This window comes from Bacillus sp. FSL K6-1012, assembly GCF_037964915.1.
GTDB classification, from domain to species: domain Bacteria; phylum Bacillota; class Bacilli; order Bacillales; family Bacillaceae; genus Bacillus; species Bacillus halotolerans.
Genome location: NZ_CP150175.1, coordinates 281,570 through 296,993, shown reverse-complemented (window position 1 = coordinate 296,993; position 15,424 = coordinate 281,570). Strand labels below are relative to the sequence as shown.

The following is a 15,424-nucleotide window of genomic DNA, read 5'->3' as shown; positions in this document are numbered from 1 at the left end:
AGTCCCCCTGACGCGGGGGACTTTTTATCCAACATAATGAAAGCGCTATCAAAATAAATTTTTAAAAAAGGGGTTTGCATTTGATTCACGAATGGTATGAATAAGCCTCATCATATCATTCTAAAGGGGGATTCATTTGAAAAAATTTATCGCGTTTCAAATTTTAATCGCATTGGCTATCGGCGCAGTAATCGGCCACTTTTTTCCTGATTTCGGAATGGCGCTCAGGCCTGTCGGTGACGGATTTATCCGCTTGATTAAAATGATTGTCGTGCCGATTGTATTTTCTACCATTGTCATCGGAGCTGCTGGAAGCGGAAGTATGAAAAAGATGGGCAGCCTCGGCGTAAAGACCATTATCTGGTTTGAAGTGATCACCACTTTGGTGCTGGGCCTGGGACTTTTATTGGCAAATGTCTTAAAACCAGGCGTCGGGCTGGATCTTTCTCACTTAGCGAAAAAAGATATTCATGAACTTTCGGGCTATACAGAGAAAGTCGTGGATATCAAACAAATGATCCTCGATATTATCCCGACAAACATTATTGATGTCATGGCCAGAAACGATTTACTCGCTGTCATTTTCTTTGCGATTTTATTCGGTGTTGCCGCCGCTGGCATCGGCAAAGCCTCTGAACCAGTGATGAATTTTTTTGAATCGGTCGCTCAGATTATGTTTAAACTGACGCAAATCGTCATGGTGACCGCTCCTATCGGCGTGCTTGCCCTGATGGCCGCCTCTGTAGGCCAATATGGCATTGAACTCCTCCTCCCCATGTTTAAATTGGTCGGTACTGTTTTTCTTGGTCTGTTTCTGATCCTCTTTGTCCTCTTTCCGCTTGTTGGTCTCATCTTTCACATTAAGTATTTTGAAGTGCTGAGAATGATATGGGATCTGTTTCTGATTGCGTTTTCTACAACCAGCACCGAAACCGTTCTTCCTCAGCTTATGGATCGAATGGAGAAATACGGCTGTCCGAAACGGGTGGTATCATTTGTCGTTCCCTCCGGCTTATCGCTGAATTGTGACGGATCAAGCCTATACTTATCGGTTTCCTGTATATTTTTGGCACAGGCCTTCAATGTAGACATGACGCTGTCACAGCAGCTTCTCATGATGCTTGTGCTTGTTATGACCAGCAAAGGCATCGCCGCTGTTCCGTCGGGCTCCCTTGTCGTTCTTTTGGCGACTGCAAACGCTGTGGGGCTGCCTGCCGAAGGCGTCGCCATTATTGCAGGCGTGGACCGCATCATGGATATGGCCCGAACAGGTGTTAATGTACCGGGACACGCGGTCGCCTGCATCGTGGTTTCTAAATGGGAAAAGGCCTTCCGCCAAAAAGAATGGGCCGCCGCAAACGGACAAACGGAAAGCATGTAAAAAAAGAACACCTCTCTGCATGAGAGGTGTTCTTTCCATATTATTCAGCAGCAGCGTGCTCTTCTTTTTCAATCGCTGCAAGTCTGGCGCTAACTTCTTCCGCCGTCATATTGTGTTCTTGTACATATAAGTTTCTTGGGTTCGTGCGGCATTCGTGGCTGCAGCTGCGCATATATTTGTATTCATTTTCCGGTGTGCATATGATTTTCTTATTGCATGATGGATTTGCACAGTTGACATACCGTTCACACGGTTCACCTGTAAAGTAGTCTTTTCCGACAATGACATGCTCGACACGGTTGACCGGCACGCTGATTCTTTCATCGAATACGTAGCATTGGCCGTCCCAAAGCTTTCCTTGCACCTCAGGATCTTTTCCGTATGTGACGATTCCGCCGTCAAGCTGTGATACATCTTCAAAGCCTTGCTTCATCAGCCAGCCTGAGAATTTTTCACAGCGCACGCCGCCCGTGCAGTATGTCAAAATCTTTTTGCCTTCAAGCATCTCTTTATTTTCTTCGATCCATTCTGGCAATTCACGGAACGCCTCGATGTCAGGACGGACAGCTCCTCTAAAATGGCCGAGATCATATTCATAATCATTACGCGCATCAAGGACGACTGTATCAGGATCCTGCATCTTTTCAAAGAATTCTTTAGGCTTCAAATGCTTTCCTGTTGTTTCATTTGGATCCACATCATCCTCAAGGCGAAGCGTCACAAGCTCTTTTTTATGACGGACGAACATTTTCTTGAACGCATGATTTTCTTCTTCATCAATCTTGAACACCATATCCGCAAATCGTGGATCAGCTTTCATCGCTTGCATATATTGTTCAGTCTGCTCAAACGTACCTGATACCGTACCGTTAATTCCTTCAGCTGATACAAGAATACGGCCTAACAAACCAAGCTCCTTACAAAAAGCCAGATGCTGCTCTCTAAACACCTCCGGCTCTTCAATCGGAACATATTTATAGTAAAGTAATACTCTGTATTGTTTTTCCATGATATAAACACCCTGTTCAATGATATAGTTAGTTGTTATGCACACTCTTACTATATCATACAGGAAAACATCTCAAAGATGAACACATCCGCCCAGACTGATAAAAATATCCAAACTCTTACAAACCCAGGAGGCGAGCGGGTTCGGGGAAAAACAATAGTATTTTCCATTCATTTACTAATAAAATCACATGTATTTTTCAGATAACTATACTTATAATTCTTCCTCAAACGATAAATTAACAGGCTCATCTAAAAGCTCTCCCGGCATTTCAAGATTTGTTGAAGGAACGCTCTCATCTACCTCTTCAAAAACAACATGATCCATCCACACTTGGCCTGGTCCCGATAACTGAACGCCGAATGAAATGACAGCACTATTTTCAGGAACATCCAAAACAACAGCGTAATGATTCCAATTGGTTGTTCCTGTAATTGGCCTGTTGCTCATATTATCAAATTGAAGAACATCTTCAGCCGCACTGTCAACCCGCATCCAAAGCGATGCGAAATGCTTTACGCCTTTTGTTTTGATAAAACATGATAGACGCAATCTTTTCCCGAGATAACGGTCCGCCTTAAATTGCTGCATCATCGTCGCAAATTCCCCGATGTCCTGCACCATTGTTGATTTTAAATACCCCGACGCCTTGCCCTGATGCACATTTTCCCGATCAACCCCTATTTCAAATTGAAATGGATGACTACCGCTTAATACCCAGCCCTTCATTTTTTTCTCCATCCAAGATTCCTCCTTTTTTGCAGTAAAACGTTTCATAAATGTTCGATATGCTCCCGGCGGCATGTGATACGTTTTTTTAAATGCCCGAGTAAACGCCTCTTGAGATTCAAACTGATAATGCAAGGCAATGTCGATAATGCGAACATCTGTATAAAGCAAAGCAGCTGCCGCATTCGCAAGGCGTCTTAAACGTATATAAGAAGCAACCGACATGCCTACTTCTTTTTGAAAAATCCGATGAAAATGAAATTTAGAAAAGCCTGAAACGCTTACAATATCCTTGCCAGATATCGGCTCATGCAAATGTGATTCAAGCCAATCAATGGTTTGCTGAACAGCTTTTTCATAATACATGGAACACTTTAATCTCCTTTCTGTTTCAGAATAAAAGATCCCGCCTTAAATGTTTTGATTATTTTTGCGATATGTAAAAATCCCCTGTGTGTTTACACAGGGGATCTTCTTTCCTCACTTTATAATAACAGAAGGCGTTATATGCTCCAGCCAAATCACACCGTCATATTGTTCCTTCAATATCATTTGCTCCTCCTTGAAACCCCAATACAGCGCTGTACGCGGCGTATACATCCATGAAGTTCCTTTGCTTTTTTTGGTATGGAGAAAATCAACAAAGACCGATGGATGGTTCGCAGCTTTCAGCAAGTCTTCAAGACTTCCAGCCGGCGGCGGGCTTGTTACCGGATTAACGGTCTTATTATCGGTGCTATCCAGACTGGCTCCAGAGTACGCATAGATTCCAATGGTATAGGTCTGTTTTTTCAGCCGCTCAGGCAAATAATCACCCATGTTAGGTCCGTTTAGCTGTACCCAGTCCTTTATCATTTTGGTATTCTGTTTGCGAAGATGGTAATTGTGCCCCCAGACGATGATCTTCTTTTTTGGATAAAGCGTTTCTGCAACCCACTGAAATTGTTCAGCCATCATGCGGTCTCTCATAAAGAATGAAAAATCCTCCATATTCTCCGGATAATCCATTAGCTTTTCTTTCATTTCTTCCAGCATGTATGTTTCCATTACGTCAATTCTCAGCTGAAGGGAATGCACAAAGATCTCATAAGCTTTCGGCTCTTTCGGAAGGTGCGCTTTTAGCGTTGAAGCATGTGTGTCAGCGAACTTGATAAGCTCCCTGTAGTTTGTCACAAACGCTTCTTTCTTTTGCGTAAATTCTTCCATCGTTTTGCTGTTTGACACTAAGCTGAAAAAATCATTTTCTGATTGGGAAAGCAGCTCGGCTTTTTCAGGGTCCACCGCCTTTACCCATTGATTCGCAGCACCGTCGAATGAATTCTTCAGGCTTTGAATATCAAATCCAGTGAGAATAAGCGGATCACCTTTCTCTTTTTGCTCTTTCATATAATCAAACAGTTCAACCACATCTTCTGTGTGCCATACGGGGTAAATGGATTGTTTCATCATGCTCTTCGGGGTTAATTGATCCATGTGAAGGTAGGATGCATTTACTTCGGGAAAGCCAGACTCAAAGGCCAGTACATCATATCCCAGTTCTTCGTGGAGGTATTTGATCATGCGGACCTTTGTTGCATTCATCTCACCTGAGCCATGTGTGGTTTCTCCTAACTGGACGATTCGTTTTCCTTTCAGCACTTTCTTCAGAAATCGAAGATCTTTGTTTGAAGCATCGGAAGAATCCAGCGGATGGGCATTCCGTTCAATCCAGCGATCCCAATGTTTTTCTTCAGAAGCAGCACGGGCGGGCGCCGCAAAAGAAGAAAACGCCAGACAGACGATCAGCAGCGGCAAAGTCATTTTTACTAACTTATGTTTCAATTCTATCTCTCCTTTTCTGCTAGGTTCTCTAGTAGTTACGAGATAGTTATAGAAAAAGTTTCCTTTTCAGTTATATATAAAAAAAGCTTCTGCTGATAGAAGCCGTTTTTTTAAGAGCCTTTCATTGCCTGATGAAAATAAAACCGATACGTATTTCTCAAAAACGTTTCAACCGGAAGCTGCACATCCGATTGGTATTTGCTGATGATGAATGGAAACCGCTCCAATCCTTTTTGGCGCAAATCGTTCACTTGCTCTGCATCAGTTGCCGCCTCTTGCAGAACTGTTTCCACAATCGGCCAGCACGCTTCCTGCACCTTGTGAAGAGCCGCTCCATCTCCGGTTTGCTGATAATGTGTGATCCAGCTGACGATTTGTTTTTCCATCACTCTCACCTTTCTTCAAAAAAAGAGGCGCCGCTTCCATTTGCGAGCTCCTCTTCTTTACTCTCCATAACCTATCAGTTGCCCGACTTGGACTTCTTGGCCTTCTGTTACATCAGCAGACGGCCGGAACGCGTCTTTTTCAAAGATCAAAATGACGGTTGAACCAAATGAAAAGTACCCCAGCTCCTCGCCGATCTTCAATTGATCACCTGTGCTGGTCTGCACGATGGAGTTAATATTCATCGCGCCGACAGGAATCATCAGCACGTTTCGATTGCCGCTATTCAACTCATAAACAACTCGGTAATTTTTCGACAGTACATCTTTTCCGTATTTTAATCCTAACTGATTCACCGGGTATGAACGGTTCCCGAGTTCTGCCAGCTTTTGATATGTGCAGCTGATCGGGGAATGAAAACGGTGGTAATGCCGCGGACTTAAGTACAGCACGACGAAATATCCACCGTTGTATTGATGATCAGCGCTTTTACAGCCGGTCAATTCAGCAAATGAGTAGTCTTTTCCCTTTACCGTAAAGGTTTGATTATGATTGATAGTCCCTATCGTCTGAACGACACCGTCAACGGGGCTGACCACAGCATGCGCCTCTTTTGAAACAGGGCGCCGCTCCAAATTAATATTCCGAATAAACAATTCGGAAAGCGAACCGTAGTCAGCAGCCGTTCCGTCTACATCATTCCAGTTAATCTGAAAGTGTTTAGAGAAGAGCGGAATGACCGGCTTACTGATTTTCGATTCGCAAAACCCTTTGATCAGGCAGGATGATAATCGATGGTTTGTCAGTTCTATCAATGATCGGTACAGAATCTTTACAGCCGTATTAAACATGAATAATCCCTATAACCCTTCCGATTGTAATAAAAATAAAGCACCACAAAAAGGCGCCGATCGCTGCATACGCGATATACGTTTTCAGCTCCATTTTGCCGATTCCCGAAAAGTAACACGTCACATGCCGGACGCCTGGAATAAAATAACCTAATATAAGAGAATACGGTCCGTATTTCTTCATCCATTTTTCTACTTTCAGCATTCTCTTTTCTTTCAAACCGACCCATTTGCCATACTTATCGATAAACGGACGCCCGGCCTTTCTGCCGATCATGTAGCTGATCATCATCCCTAACAGGGCTCCGACAAAGCTGATAAAAATGGCAAGCTCATAATTCAGCACATCAATATGCGTAAAATAACCGACGATTGTCATCATGACTTCGTCGGGTATCGGCAATCCAATAATTCCAAGAACAAGCATTAAAAAAATAGCGAGATAACCATAATCCGCTATCAGCTGCTGCACTAATTCCATCTTTCGGACTCCAGATTTTCTGCTGCGTGTTTTTTAAAATGAGGAAATTTCACTTTGCTCACCATTAAATAAGACAGCCCGCATGTGCCGAGCGCCAGCAGAATCGGGTTATTCACAAAGCATAAAATGACGAGACACATTGCCGCAAATGGAATCGGCATTCCGATAAACGTCGGAAGCTTGCTTTGTTCAACATTAAATTTAGAGAGCCGAAGCATTCCGCAAATACTGTAAGCCAGCGCGCATAGTATCCCGATAAACGGCAAGGCATATAAAGCGACACTGTAGGCGAGCATGGATGGCGCCACGCCAAATGTAACCAGATCCGCAAATGAATCCAGTTCTCTCCCCATATCAGATACAGCATTCAGCTTACGAGCAGCCATTCCATCGAAGAAATCGAGAAACATGCCGGTAAAAATGAAAATCACTGCTGAATGGATGTTGTGAAATATTAAGGAATGAACCGCCAAAAGCCCGCAAATAAAGTTTCCTATCGTAATCATACTGGGTATATAATTCACAGTGTAACCAAACCTCCAATTGAAAAAAACCTTATATCAACACGACGTTGTATATCGAATCAGCGTTACAGGAAAAATCTCTCTATTAAACATGATAACATAGACTGCCAGAAAAAAAGCAGCACTCAAATTCTATTATTATACAACATTTGTTACCTTTTGAACAATGAATGCCAGTCTTTTCAATTTATGTACTCATTTCATTTTCGCCTAAAAATGACATTACACGTTTATTGACATAGTCCGGCTGCTCCAGAGGTAACAGGTGTCCCGCATTCTTGACCATTTCCGTCTGAATCCCCGCGACTAATACAGAAGCTCTTTCTAAAGCCATTTGCTGATGGTACATCACTTCATGCTCGCCGAACATCAGCAGTATCGGAACCGTGATTGACTTTAACTCCGCGTCTGTGAACACGTAGGGAAAGCCATTTTCTTTCGGTGTCAGGCTTCTTTTCTCATCCTGCCACTTGACTCCAGCCTTGATCTGCTTTTGCAGCTTGGGATGAAGCTGATAGCGGCCGGCCGTCAGCCACTTGATGTAAGCATCAGCCCCGTTCGGCTCACTAAGGCCTGCGGCATATTTATAGACATCCGGATGAAATGATATAAACGCTTCAGCAGGACTCATGACAACCGCTCGTTCCACTCTTTCAGGCATATCAAGCAGAAAGTTCACTGTATGAAGCCCGCCAAGGGAAAACCCGGCCAGATGTGCTGTCTTAAGTCCAAGCGAATCAAAAACATCTTTCAGCCAGTGAGCGCAATCAGCTCTCGTATCCAGAGAGGCTGATGGTATACTTTTATTTTTGTCTCCTATTATATCGACTGCATATGTACGATATTGACCGCTCCACTCGGCGATATTCGGATACCACATGACAGAGCTGAAGAGCCCCCCGTGAAGCAGTACGAGCGAAGGTGCGTCCTTTGGCCCACTTGCCATGATATGTGTTTTTCCGAAACGAGTAGAAACATAGAAAGCTTCCGAATCAATCGGCCACAAAGAAAGGCTTTCATCATAAGCCTGGTAAAAGCATGTACCGCCTTCAGCCGCGGCAAGCTGCATCGAATCCTGTTTCATCTTTTTCTTTTTCCTCCGACTTTCATTTATATATAGAGAAAGGAGACTGCCCTTTCTTGTAAGAAAAAATACCCATTCTTATTATCTCATATAACAATTTTCCAGTATATAGTTTGATCGTATACGAAGATCAATAAAAAAAAAGACGCTCTTCCTAAACTTGAAGGAAAACCGTCTATTCTTTAAAGACTAATGGAATAACCTTATCTTTTTTGTCCTTTGTTAATGACACTTGATGTGTCACAGACGTTTCATTCTTCGTCAAGGCGATGGAATAGTCACCCTTTTTCCCGGTATCCCATGTGATGTCTCCGTTTTTGTCTGTCAAACCGAGAATCTCACCGATCTCTGTATTCGGCTCCTGATCTGATGCCGGCGCTTTGACAATCGTTACTTGAACGCCTTCCATCGGTAACCCGGCATCGTCTTCCACATGAAGGGTCACAGGAATCGTTGTTTCTTTCTGAGCAGAATCTGAATGCGCCTGAGAGCTGCATCCGCATAAAAACAAAATAGAAATGAAAACGGCCAGTTTACCGTATTTATTGCTTTGCCCAATATTGAATATTGTTGAATACATCATTCGTCACCCTTGTTCCCAAGTTATATGACGATCCTCCGTTGGTATGGATTGCAATGGCCGTCTGCCCCGTATCACTATAATTGCGGTAAACAGGCGAGCCGCTTTGGCAGCCGTACGTATCAGTTGTATAGGTCAGCTTATACGTTTCCGCAGAGCGAATCGGCTTTGTATCAGACCACATGGTGCCGAAGGTCTTGTCACACGGAAATCCTGTAACTGATGTAGAGAGGCCGACGGGGCTGCTGCTGTTTGTTGTTCTATAACCATACCAGCCAACCGTGTTGCCAGGAGAACCATTTAGTTTTATTGCACCGTAATCATAATTGGTATCTTTGCTTTCCGTCCATCCTTTAACGGAGTAAAACATCGTGCCGGAATAAGTGCCGTATGGATAGGATGAACCATTGCGGCCCGGCGCAGCAGTGATCGAAGAAGCCCACCCGTGATCCTGGCTGTACACACAATGTCCGGCCGTTACCACAGTATTCGGGTTCACTAAAAAGCCTGTGCATCCATAAGTGCTTGAGGTATTGGGATATTTGACAGATAGCTGAACCGTTGCTCTGTAAGGAAATGACGTAGTGCCTGAAATTCTGACGCGTTCATCAGATCCAATTACACTTGATGGCTTTAAGGATTTAATGTTTTTTTCTGATTCTATGAGCTCGTGTAATGTTTTGCTTGTTTTTCCGGTTCCTTCATAAGGATCAGAAACCAATTCCGCTTTCGACGTCTGGTTATTGCTGACTTCAGCTTCCTTTCCCGTATTGGAGACAGAGGTTTGCGGGTTCTCCGCCGCTTCTGCCGGCGTTCCGAAAGATACCGCCGCTGCCGTTGCCAAACACAAAATCGTAAACCCTGCAAAGCATTTTTTTCTGAATCTTGAGACTACTCTCATTTTAGTCATCCCCCTCCTTTTGTGTCAACCAGCCTTTTCGTTGGAAGACTTTTACATTATAATCAAGAATTTGATTCTTATGATACAATTTTTGGCGGTGATGATAAAAAAAACGGGCCATGTATCAAGACAAGGCCCGTCTATTTCATGTCTATTGAATCGATAGTTGATCCAGCGCTTTCTTTGCGTTCTCTCGCGCTTTTCCAACAGTGTCAGCCGCAGAAAGCGCAACCGCCATACGGCGTCCGACCTTCGTTATCGGCTTTCCAAACACGCGCACTTGTGTATTTGGCACTGCCAGCGCGTTTTCCAAACCTTCAACAGTGTAATCCGCTGACTCTTCCGGTGCTTTGAGGGGCCGGCTGGCGCCTGGAGAAAGCTGTGTGATTTCTGTAATCGGAAAGCCGAGAATCGCCCGAACATGCAGCGCGAATTCCGACAAATTTTGCGTCACCAGCGTCACAAGACCTGTATCATGCGGTCGAGGAGACACCTCACTGAAATACACCTTGTCTTTCGCAAGGAAAAGCTCAACACCAAACAGACCGTACCCGCCAAGCTCATCAGTAATGGCTTTCGCAATATGCTTCGCCTCTTCAATTTGCTGCTCTGTCATATGATGAGGCTGCCATGATTCGATATAGTCTCCATCCTTTTGCTCATGGCCGATCGGCGCACAAAATACCGTACCGTTCACTGCACGCACAGTTAAGAGTGTAATCTCTGATTCAAACGGGATAAACTCCTCGACGATCACGCGTCCGTTCTTCACTCGTCCGCCTTCCATCGCCGTCTCCCAGCAGCTCTCCAAGTCCGCTTCTGAGCGGCATACGCTTTGGCCTTTTCCCGAAGAACTCATCAACGGTTTGACGACACAAGGAAAGCCGATATGAGCTGCCGCCTGTACAAATTCTTCATATGTATTCGCAAATTCATAGCCTGCCGTCGCAAGCCCGAGCGTTTCTGCCGCAAGCCGCCTGATGCCTTCCCGATCCATCGTCAGCTTTGCTGCACGCGCATTTGGGATAACGTGAAATCCTTCCTCTTCAAGCTTCAGCAATTCATCCGTCGCGATTGCCTCAACCTCAGGCACAATCAAATCAGGTTTTTCTTTCTCAATAATGTGTCTGATCTGCTCACGATCCAGCATGTCAATGACATAGCTTTTATGCGCCACCTGCATCGCCGGAGCATGCTCGTAGCTGTCTACCGCCACCGTCTCTACCCCGAGACGCTGGGCTTCAATCACAACCTCTTTCCCCAGTTCACCTGACCCTAACAATAAAACCTTCTTTGATTGATACATCTTTGCCCCTCCTATCTGTTCAAAAACCATTATAACTGAAATATTCAAAAAAAAAATTTCGCAATAAAAAAGCTAAAATAAGAAAACCCTTATTTTAGCTTATGATTCCAATACATTAATTGCCGCCACAACATCCGCTTCACAAAAAGAACCCATCAAATATAACGATTCTTCCGGCTTGCACGCATGAGCCGCAATGACTTTCTTCGCTTGCTCTTGATCCTTATGAATGCCTAAATCACTCAGTTTCACCGGGAAGCCAAGCTGCTGATAAAACGGAATCAGCTCTTCAATTTCCTGATTTCTCTTCTCAAGCGCAAGCTGAATCAGTATGCCGTACGCCACCTTTTGTCCGTGCAGTACATGATGGGTTTCCGGGATAAAACTCAGACCGTTGTGAACCGCATGGGCACCCGCCATCCTGCCGAAGCGTCCGGCATAACCGCCTACAGTTCCTGCCAAAGTAATAATGGTTTCTGCTACAGCTGTGAAAGAAGCCGAGGCTTCCCCTCTCTCAAGGCTTTCAACAGCCTTAAGGCTTTCCTGCAGCAAAAGATCACGAATATAGACAGACTGCCTAAGCCCTGCTTCGACCATTAATGAAACAGGCTCCTTCGTATTTCTGATAATGGCTTCCGCTTCATACCACTTCGCAAGCGTGTCGCCAATTCCGCTTTTGACATATTCGATAGGAGAAGAAAGCAGCAATAACGGATCAACGAGTGTCAAATAGCTGGAACGTTTATGATAATCGACTCGGATAAAGTTGCCTTCTTGATCATAGATCACGCTCAGCGGCGTGCTTGCCGCGCAAGTTCCAGGGATTGTCGGAACAGTTATGACTTCGATATCCATATGATCTGCAACAGCTTTTGCCGTGTCTAACACTGTTCCGCCGCCAATCCCGATAATGAGATCAGCAGATGCCGCTTGTTCCGCAATCTCCCTTATTGCTTCAGGCGAGCTGTACCCTTTATGCTGAATCACTCTCCACTCTGGCGGAATCGCAGCATACTTTTGAAACGCCTCATACGACTTGATGCCCGTTACAACAACAGGATGCTTCCATTCCTTCACAAATGCCGGCAGCTCTTTTACAATTCCTTGTTTGCATATGTATTGATTCGGACCGCTTCGGACAATATCTTCTGGCTGCATCTCTCATCTCTCCTCCATTTTTTCATCAATCATCTCACTCTCTTTAAAATGGTGTCAATCCGCTTACCCGCAAACCACCCGCCAATGGCATAAGCGCTGAAAAATGGTGCAACCCCTGTAAATCCTGCCTCATAGAGCTGTTCCTCTGCTATGCGGCAACTGGATGAGTACTGACGCCTATTGAATCCTCAAATGTCTCCCAATCCTCCCTGAGAAATGCCATTGGCTAATGGCGAAACATAAGTTTAGTAGCAGGTAATGAAAACCATCTGCTTTCTCCTTTTAGCGCTTATAATTACATGATGCCGATTATCACAATCATCTCTTCTATCTTGATTCTGCAGGAAAAAATGACACGGATTGCTCTTCTGGAGGGGCGCTTACACTAGGACTCTACTTTTCAGAGCTGAAAGCGAAATGGAAAGAGGAACGGGTTTTAAAGATGCCGTATTGGCATCCTTTTTTAAACTCGTCCTACGTTTGCCACCTATAAATGAACGCGATCTAAAGAAGGAGGAATCGAAATGGATGAAATGGTTTTAATCACACAGCAGTGGCTGAATGAGACGTACAGGGGCAAACATGGGTATAACCCAGTAGAAGAAAGCGGGAAAACTGGGTGGGATACGATCTACGGTCTGACTCGGGCGCTTCAAATTGAACTAGGTATCTCAGAGCCAGCTGATAACTTCGGGTCGACAACACAGCGCTTATTTAAGCCTCTTAAACGCCAAGCTCCAGATTCAAAACCAAGCAACATGAATTTTATTTTACAGGGGGCTTTATGGTGCAAAGGCTTTAATCCCGGCGGTTTTACAGGCGTCTTTTACGAAAAAACAGAAAATGCGGTGAAGGAGTTTCAGAAAGCTGCAGGACTGACAACTCAGGACGGAATTGTCACCACCTTGATTATGAAAGCCTTATTGGACATGAGCGCTTTTAAACTAGTGTCTGGGGGCGATTCAAGAATCCGTCAGATTCAACAAAACTTAAACCGGGACTACAATGACTATATCGGTTTAATGCCTTGTGACGGACTGTATGCCCGCGATACCAACAAGGCCCTTATTTATGCTTTGCAAAAAGAAGAAGGTATGAGCACAAGTGTCGCCAATGGATTTTTCGGAAACGGCACAACAAGCTTATGCCCTACTTTAACTCCCGGTGATTCAAGAACAGGCTTTATTTTAATTGTTCAGTACGCCCTTTATTGCAACGGAAAATCATTCGACCCTGGTGAGTTTGACGGCAAATATGGCGTCGGTGTTGTTTCAGCCGTTAAAGCATTTCAAGAGTTCATGTGCCTGCCGCAAACAGGTTATGCAGACATGCCGACCATTAAAGCTTTATTATCAAGCTCAGGAGACACAACACGCGCCGCTTCAGCTTGTGACACCGCTACTATTATTACTGCAGAAAAAGCCCAAACACTGCGGAATAACGGTTATAAAACAGTTGGCAGATATTTAACCGGAAATGTGCGGACAAGCAATGGCCTCACATCAAAAGCCCTGACGTCTGAAGAACTTGCAGTTATTTTTGATACCGGATTAAAGGTCTTTCCGATTTATCAAGACGGCGGCTATCAATCTTCTTATTTTGTAAAAGACCAAGGCACAAGAGATGCTTACAGTGCGGCATCAGCAGCTCGCAGACTAGGCTTCCCATCCGGAACGACCATTTATTTTGCTGTCGATTTTGATGCCTACGATTATGAAGTAACAGATAAAATTATTCCTTATTTCAAGGAAATCAAGTCAGCTTTTGCGAAAATGCAGACATTTTCTACTGCGCCTAAATACGAAATAGGCGTATACGGACCAAGAAATATTTGTATCCGAACCCAAGAAGCAGGACTCACAAAGTATAGTTTTGTAGCAAATATGTCAACTGGCTTCAGCGGCAATCTCGGCTATCCGATGCCAAACAACTGGGCCTTTGATCAATTTTATGAAGGAACAATCGGAAGCGGTTCTGGAAGCATCGGGATTGATAAAGACGGCTTTTCAGGAAAAGACTCTGGAGTAAGCCATGTAAATCCACCGTCTGATCCGGTATATGATGCAAGACTGCGTACACTGACAGACATTTTATCTACCATTCCAGCTTTAGAAAATCTATCAGGTCTCGCAAACGCGATGTTTGAATTTGATACGACAGAAACCATTTTCACATCACCAGAGTTGGATATTATTCTATCCACATCACTTCTGGCAACCATACCAAGTGAAGGCTCACCAAACACAATTACCATTACAAATGGTAAACCAGGTGCCTATATCACGGGTTTATTGGGCGATACCCAAACGTCTCTCACTGCGTCACAAATTGATTCTTATCAAAACCTTTTAAACAGTCTCAGCTTGTCAGTACGTAATGGTTATCTGGAGGTTTATGTAAATCCAACTGCTCAATCATTAAATATTCAATTTAAAATCTATACGCCTGATATTCCAGTAGGTGACAGTGCTACAACTGGACTTACGACTACGATTACGTTTAAAATAAAACAGAAGCACTTTAGATTACCAGATTCGGAAGAAGAAGTATACACACCAAATTGGGATACTATTGTAAACAACATGCTGCTGGTAGGTACAGGTATTATTGTAGTTGTAGGTATTGGTGCTTTAGTACTCTTAGCACCTGAGGCAGGAGCAGCGGCAGTACTGTTCGGTTCGTTATTAGCAGCTTTTAGATAGTTTTATAATCCATGAATACTCTATGAGTATTCATGGATTTATTTTCAAGGAGGATTCTACATGAAAGTTGATATGCAAACTTATAGGAAAACAGTCAAAAAAATTGAAACTGAATTGTTTCCTGTCAGAAATAATGATAATGAATTATTGACATATCTTATGAAACAAGATTCATTGACATTAAATCAAATGAAAATGTGCTTAACTGAACCTGAACTCACATTCAAGCATTCTATTAAAATCGTATTTTCCGTCACATTAATAACACTATATATATTTTTTTTCAGCACTCATTATAATGACTTAATAGCCATGTCTATACAAATGTTGTTTGCGTTAATCGGCTTGTTTTGGATTGTTGCATCTTTTGCAAATGCTAAAAGAATTCAAATCTCCCAAAACTTCAAACAAAAAGCCGAAAACACCCGCATTGTCGGTATGATCGACTTCGTATTAGAACAAAAATACAAAAAAAGCATCTCTGAATAATCCTCGCCAGAGATGCTTTTTCTC

General features: G+C 43.7%; 15 protein-coding genes and 1 pseudogene. 4 read left to right on the top strand and 12 right to left on the bottom strand.

The window, feature by feature from the left end; all coding sequences use genetic code 11:
* Positions 1-136: 136 nt before the first annotated feature.
* A complete protein-coding gene (gene gltP, locus NSS75_RS01695) occupies positions 137-1,381 on the top strand; it encodes a glutamate-aspartate/proton symporter GltP (RefSeq protein ID WP_326374443.1) in 1,245 nt (414 codons plus the stop codon).
* 40 nt (positions 1,382-1,421) lie between these two features.
* Here the strand turns inward: gltP and NSS75_RS01690 are convergent, their stop codons facing one another.
* The 12 genes from NSS75_RS01690 to NSS75_RS01635 form a co-directional block, all read right to left on the bottom strand.
* Positions 1,422-2,390, bottom strand: coding sequence for a rhodanese-related sulfurtransferase (locus NSS75_RS01690; RefSeq protein ID WP_024120071.1), 969 nt, complete (start codon positions 2,388-2,390; stop codon positions 1,422-1,424).
* A 213-nt stretch (positions 2,391-2,603) separates the two neighbouring features.
* The gene (locus tag NSS75_RS01685; RefSeq protein ID WP_326365644.1) at positions 2,604-3,485 is read right to left on the bottom strand and encodes an AraC family transcriptional regulator; all 882 of its coding nucleotides are present in this window, start codon (positions 3,483-3,485) and stop codon (positions 2,604-2,606) included.
* 114 nt (positions 3,486-3,599) lie between these two features.
* Positions 3,600-4,940, bottom strand: a complete 1,341-nt coding sequence (locus NSS75_RS01680; protein WP_339235570.1) for an erythromycin esterase family protein — start codon at positions 4,938-4,940, stop codon at positions 3,600-3,602.
* 110 nt (positions 4,941-5,050) lie between these two features.
* A complete protein-coding gene (locus tag NSS75_RS01675; RefSeq protein WP_024120068.1) occupies positions 5,051-5,326 on the bottom strand; it encodes a hypothetical protein in 276 nt (91 codons plus the stop codon).
* A gap of 57 nt (positions 5,327-5,383) precedes the next feature.
* Positions 5,384-6,175, bottom strand: a complete 792-nt coding sequence (locus NSS75_RS01670) for a phosphatidylserine decarboxylase (RefSeq protein WP_024120067.1) — start codon at positions 6,173-6,175, stop codon at positions 5,384-5,386.
* Positions 6,168-6,656 carry a DedA family protein gene (locus NSS75_RS01665; RefSeq protein ID WP_024120066.1) on the bottom strand — a complete coding sequence of 163 codons (489 nt, stop codon included), beginning with the start codon at positions 6,654-6,656 and terminating at the stop codon, positions 6,168-6,170. The genes NSS75_RS01670 and NSS75_RS01665 overlap by 8 nt, the downstream gene beginning before the upstream one ends.
* Entirely contained in the window at positions 6,647-7,180 is a 534-nt protein-coding gene (pssA, locus tag NSS75_RS01660) for a CDP-diacylglycerol--serine O-phosphatidyltransferase (protein WP_024120065.1), read from the bottom strand. The genes NSS75_RS01665 and pssA overlap by 10 nt, the downstream gene beginning before the upstream one ends.
* Positions 7,181-7,367: 187 nt before the next feature.
* Entirely contained in the window at positions 7,368-8,264 is an 897-nt protein-coding gene (locus NSS75_RS01655; protein ID WP_339235566.1) for an alpha/beta hydrolase, read from the bottom strand.
* A gap of 175 nt (positions 8,265-8,439) precedes the next feature.
* Entirely contained in the window at positions 8,440-8,844 is a 405-nt protein-coding gene (locus NSS75_RS01650) for a DUF2606 family protein (RefSeq protein ID WP_024120063.1), read from the bottom strand.
* The gene (locus NSS75_RS01645; RefSeq protein ID WP_024120062.1) at positions 8,807-9,745 is read right to left on the bottom strand and encodes a serine protease; all 939 of its coding nucleotides are present in this window, start codon (positions 9,743-9,745) and stop codon (positions 8,807-8,809) included. The genes NSS75_RS01650 and NSS75_RS01645 overlap by 38 nt, the downstream gene beginning before the upstream one ends.
* Before the next feature lie 151 nt (positions 9,746-9,896).
* Positions 9,897-11,051: a phosphoribosylglycinamide formyltransferase 2 gene (gene purT / locus NSS75_RS01640; protein ID WP_095714504.1), complete on the bottom strand. Its 1,155-nt coding sequence runs from the start codon at positions 11,049-11,051 to the stop codon at positions 9,897-9,899.
* Between the two features lie 99 nt (positions 11,052-11,150).
* Positions 11,151-12,209 carry an iron-containing alcohol dehydrogenase family protein gene (locus NSS75_RS01635; RefSeq protein WP_339235560.1) on the bottom strand — a complete coding sequence of 353 codons (1,059 nt, stop codon included), beginning with the start codon at positions 12,207-12,209 and terminating at the stop codon, positions 11,151-11,153.
* Positions 12,210-12,493: 284 nt separating this feature from the next.
* Here NSS75_RS01635 and NSS75_RS01630 point away from each other — a divergent pair.
* The 3 genes and pseudogenes from NSS75_RS01630 to NSS75_RS01620 form a co-directional block, all read left to right on the top strand.
* Positions 12,494-12,702 (top strand): annotated as a pseudogene (locus NSS75_RS01630) (hypothetical protein); the annotation flags it as partial.
* 31 nt (positions 12,703-12,733) lie between these two features.
* Positions 12,734-14,911 carry a glycoside hydrolase domain-containing protein gene (locus NSS75_RS01625; protein ID WP_339235558.1) on the top strand — a complete coding sequence of 726 codons (2,178 nt, stop codon included), beginning with the start codon at positions 12,734-12,736 and terminating at the stop codon, positions 14,909-14,911.
* A 60-nt stretch (positions 14,912-14,971) separates the two neighbouring features.
* The gene (locus NSS75_RS01620; RefSeq protein ID WP_101860220.1) at positions 14,972-15,400 is read left to right on the top strand and encodes a hypothetical protein; all 429 of its coding nucleotides are present in this window, start codon (positions 14,972-14,974) and stop codon (positions 15,398-15,400) included.
* Positions 15,401-15,424 lie beyond the last annotated feature (24 nt).

Bases quoted from the DNA above. Each gene is read 5' to 3' on its own strand.
- NSS75_RS01690 (WP_024120071.1), bottom strand. From the start codon at position 2,390: ATGGAAAAACAATACAGAGTATTACTTTACTATAAATATGTTCCGATT.
- NSS75_RS01685 (WP_326365644.1), bottom strand. From the start codon at position 3,485: ATGTATTATGAAAAAGCTGTTCAGCAAACCATTGATTGGCTTGAATCA.
- NSS75_RS01675 (WP_024120068.1), bottom strand. From the start codon at position 5,326: ATGGAAAAACAAATCGTCAGCTGGATCACACATTATCAGCAAACCGGA.
- NSS75_RS01670 (WP_024120067.1), bottom strand. From the start codon at position 6,175: ATGTTTAATACGGCTGTAAAGATTCTGTACCGATCATTGATAGAACTG.
- NSS75_RS01665 (WP_024120066.1), bottom strand. From the start codon at position 6,656: ATGGAATTAGTGCAGCAGCTGATAGCGGATTATGGTTATCTCGCTATT.
- NSS75_RS01655 (WP_339235566.1), bottom strand. From the start codon at position 8,264: ATGAAACAGGATTCGATGCAGCTTGCCGCGGCTGAAGGCGGTACATGC.
- NSS75_RS01650 (WP_024120063.1), bottom strand. From the start codon at position 8,844: ATGTATTCAACAATATTCAATATTGGGCAAAGCAATAAATACGGTAAA.
- NSS75_RS01645 (WP_024120062.1), bottom strand. From the start codon at position 9,745: ATGAGAGTAGTCTCAAGATTCAGAAAAAAATGCTTTGCAGGGTTTACG.
- purT (WP_095714504.1), bottom strand. From the start codon at position 11,051: ATGTATCAATCAAAGAAGGTTTTATTGTTAGGGTCAGGTGAACTGGGG.
- NSS75_RS01635 (WP_339235560.1), bottom strand. From the start codon at position 12,209: ATGCAGCCAGAAGATATTGTCCGAAGCGGTCCGAATCAATACATATGC.
- NSS75_RS01625 (WP_339235558.1), top strand. From the start codon at position 12,734: ATGGATGAAATGGTTTTAATCACACAGCAGTGGCTGAATGAGACGTAC.
- NSS75_RS01620 (WP_101860220.1), top strand. From the start codon at position 14,972: ATGAAAGTTGATATGCAAACTTATAGGAAAACAGTCAAAAAAATTGAA.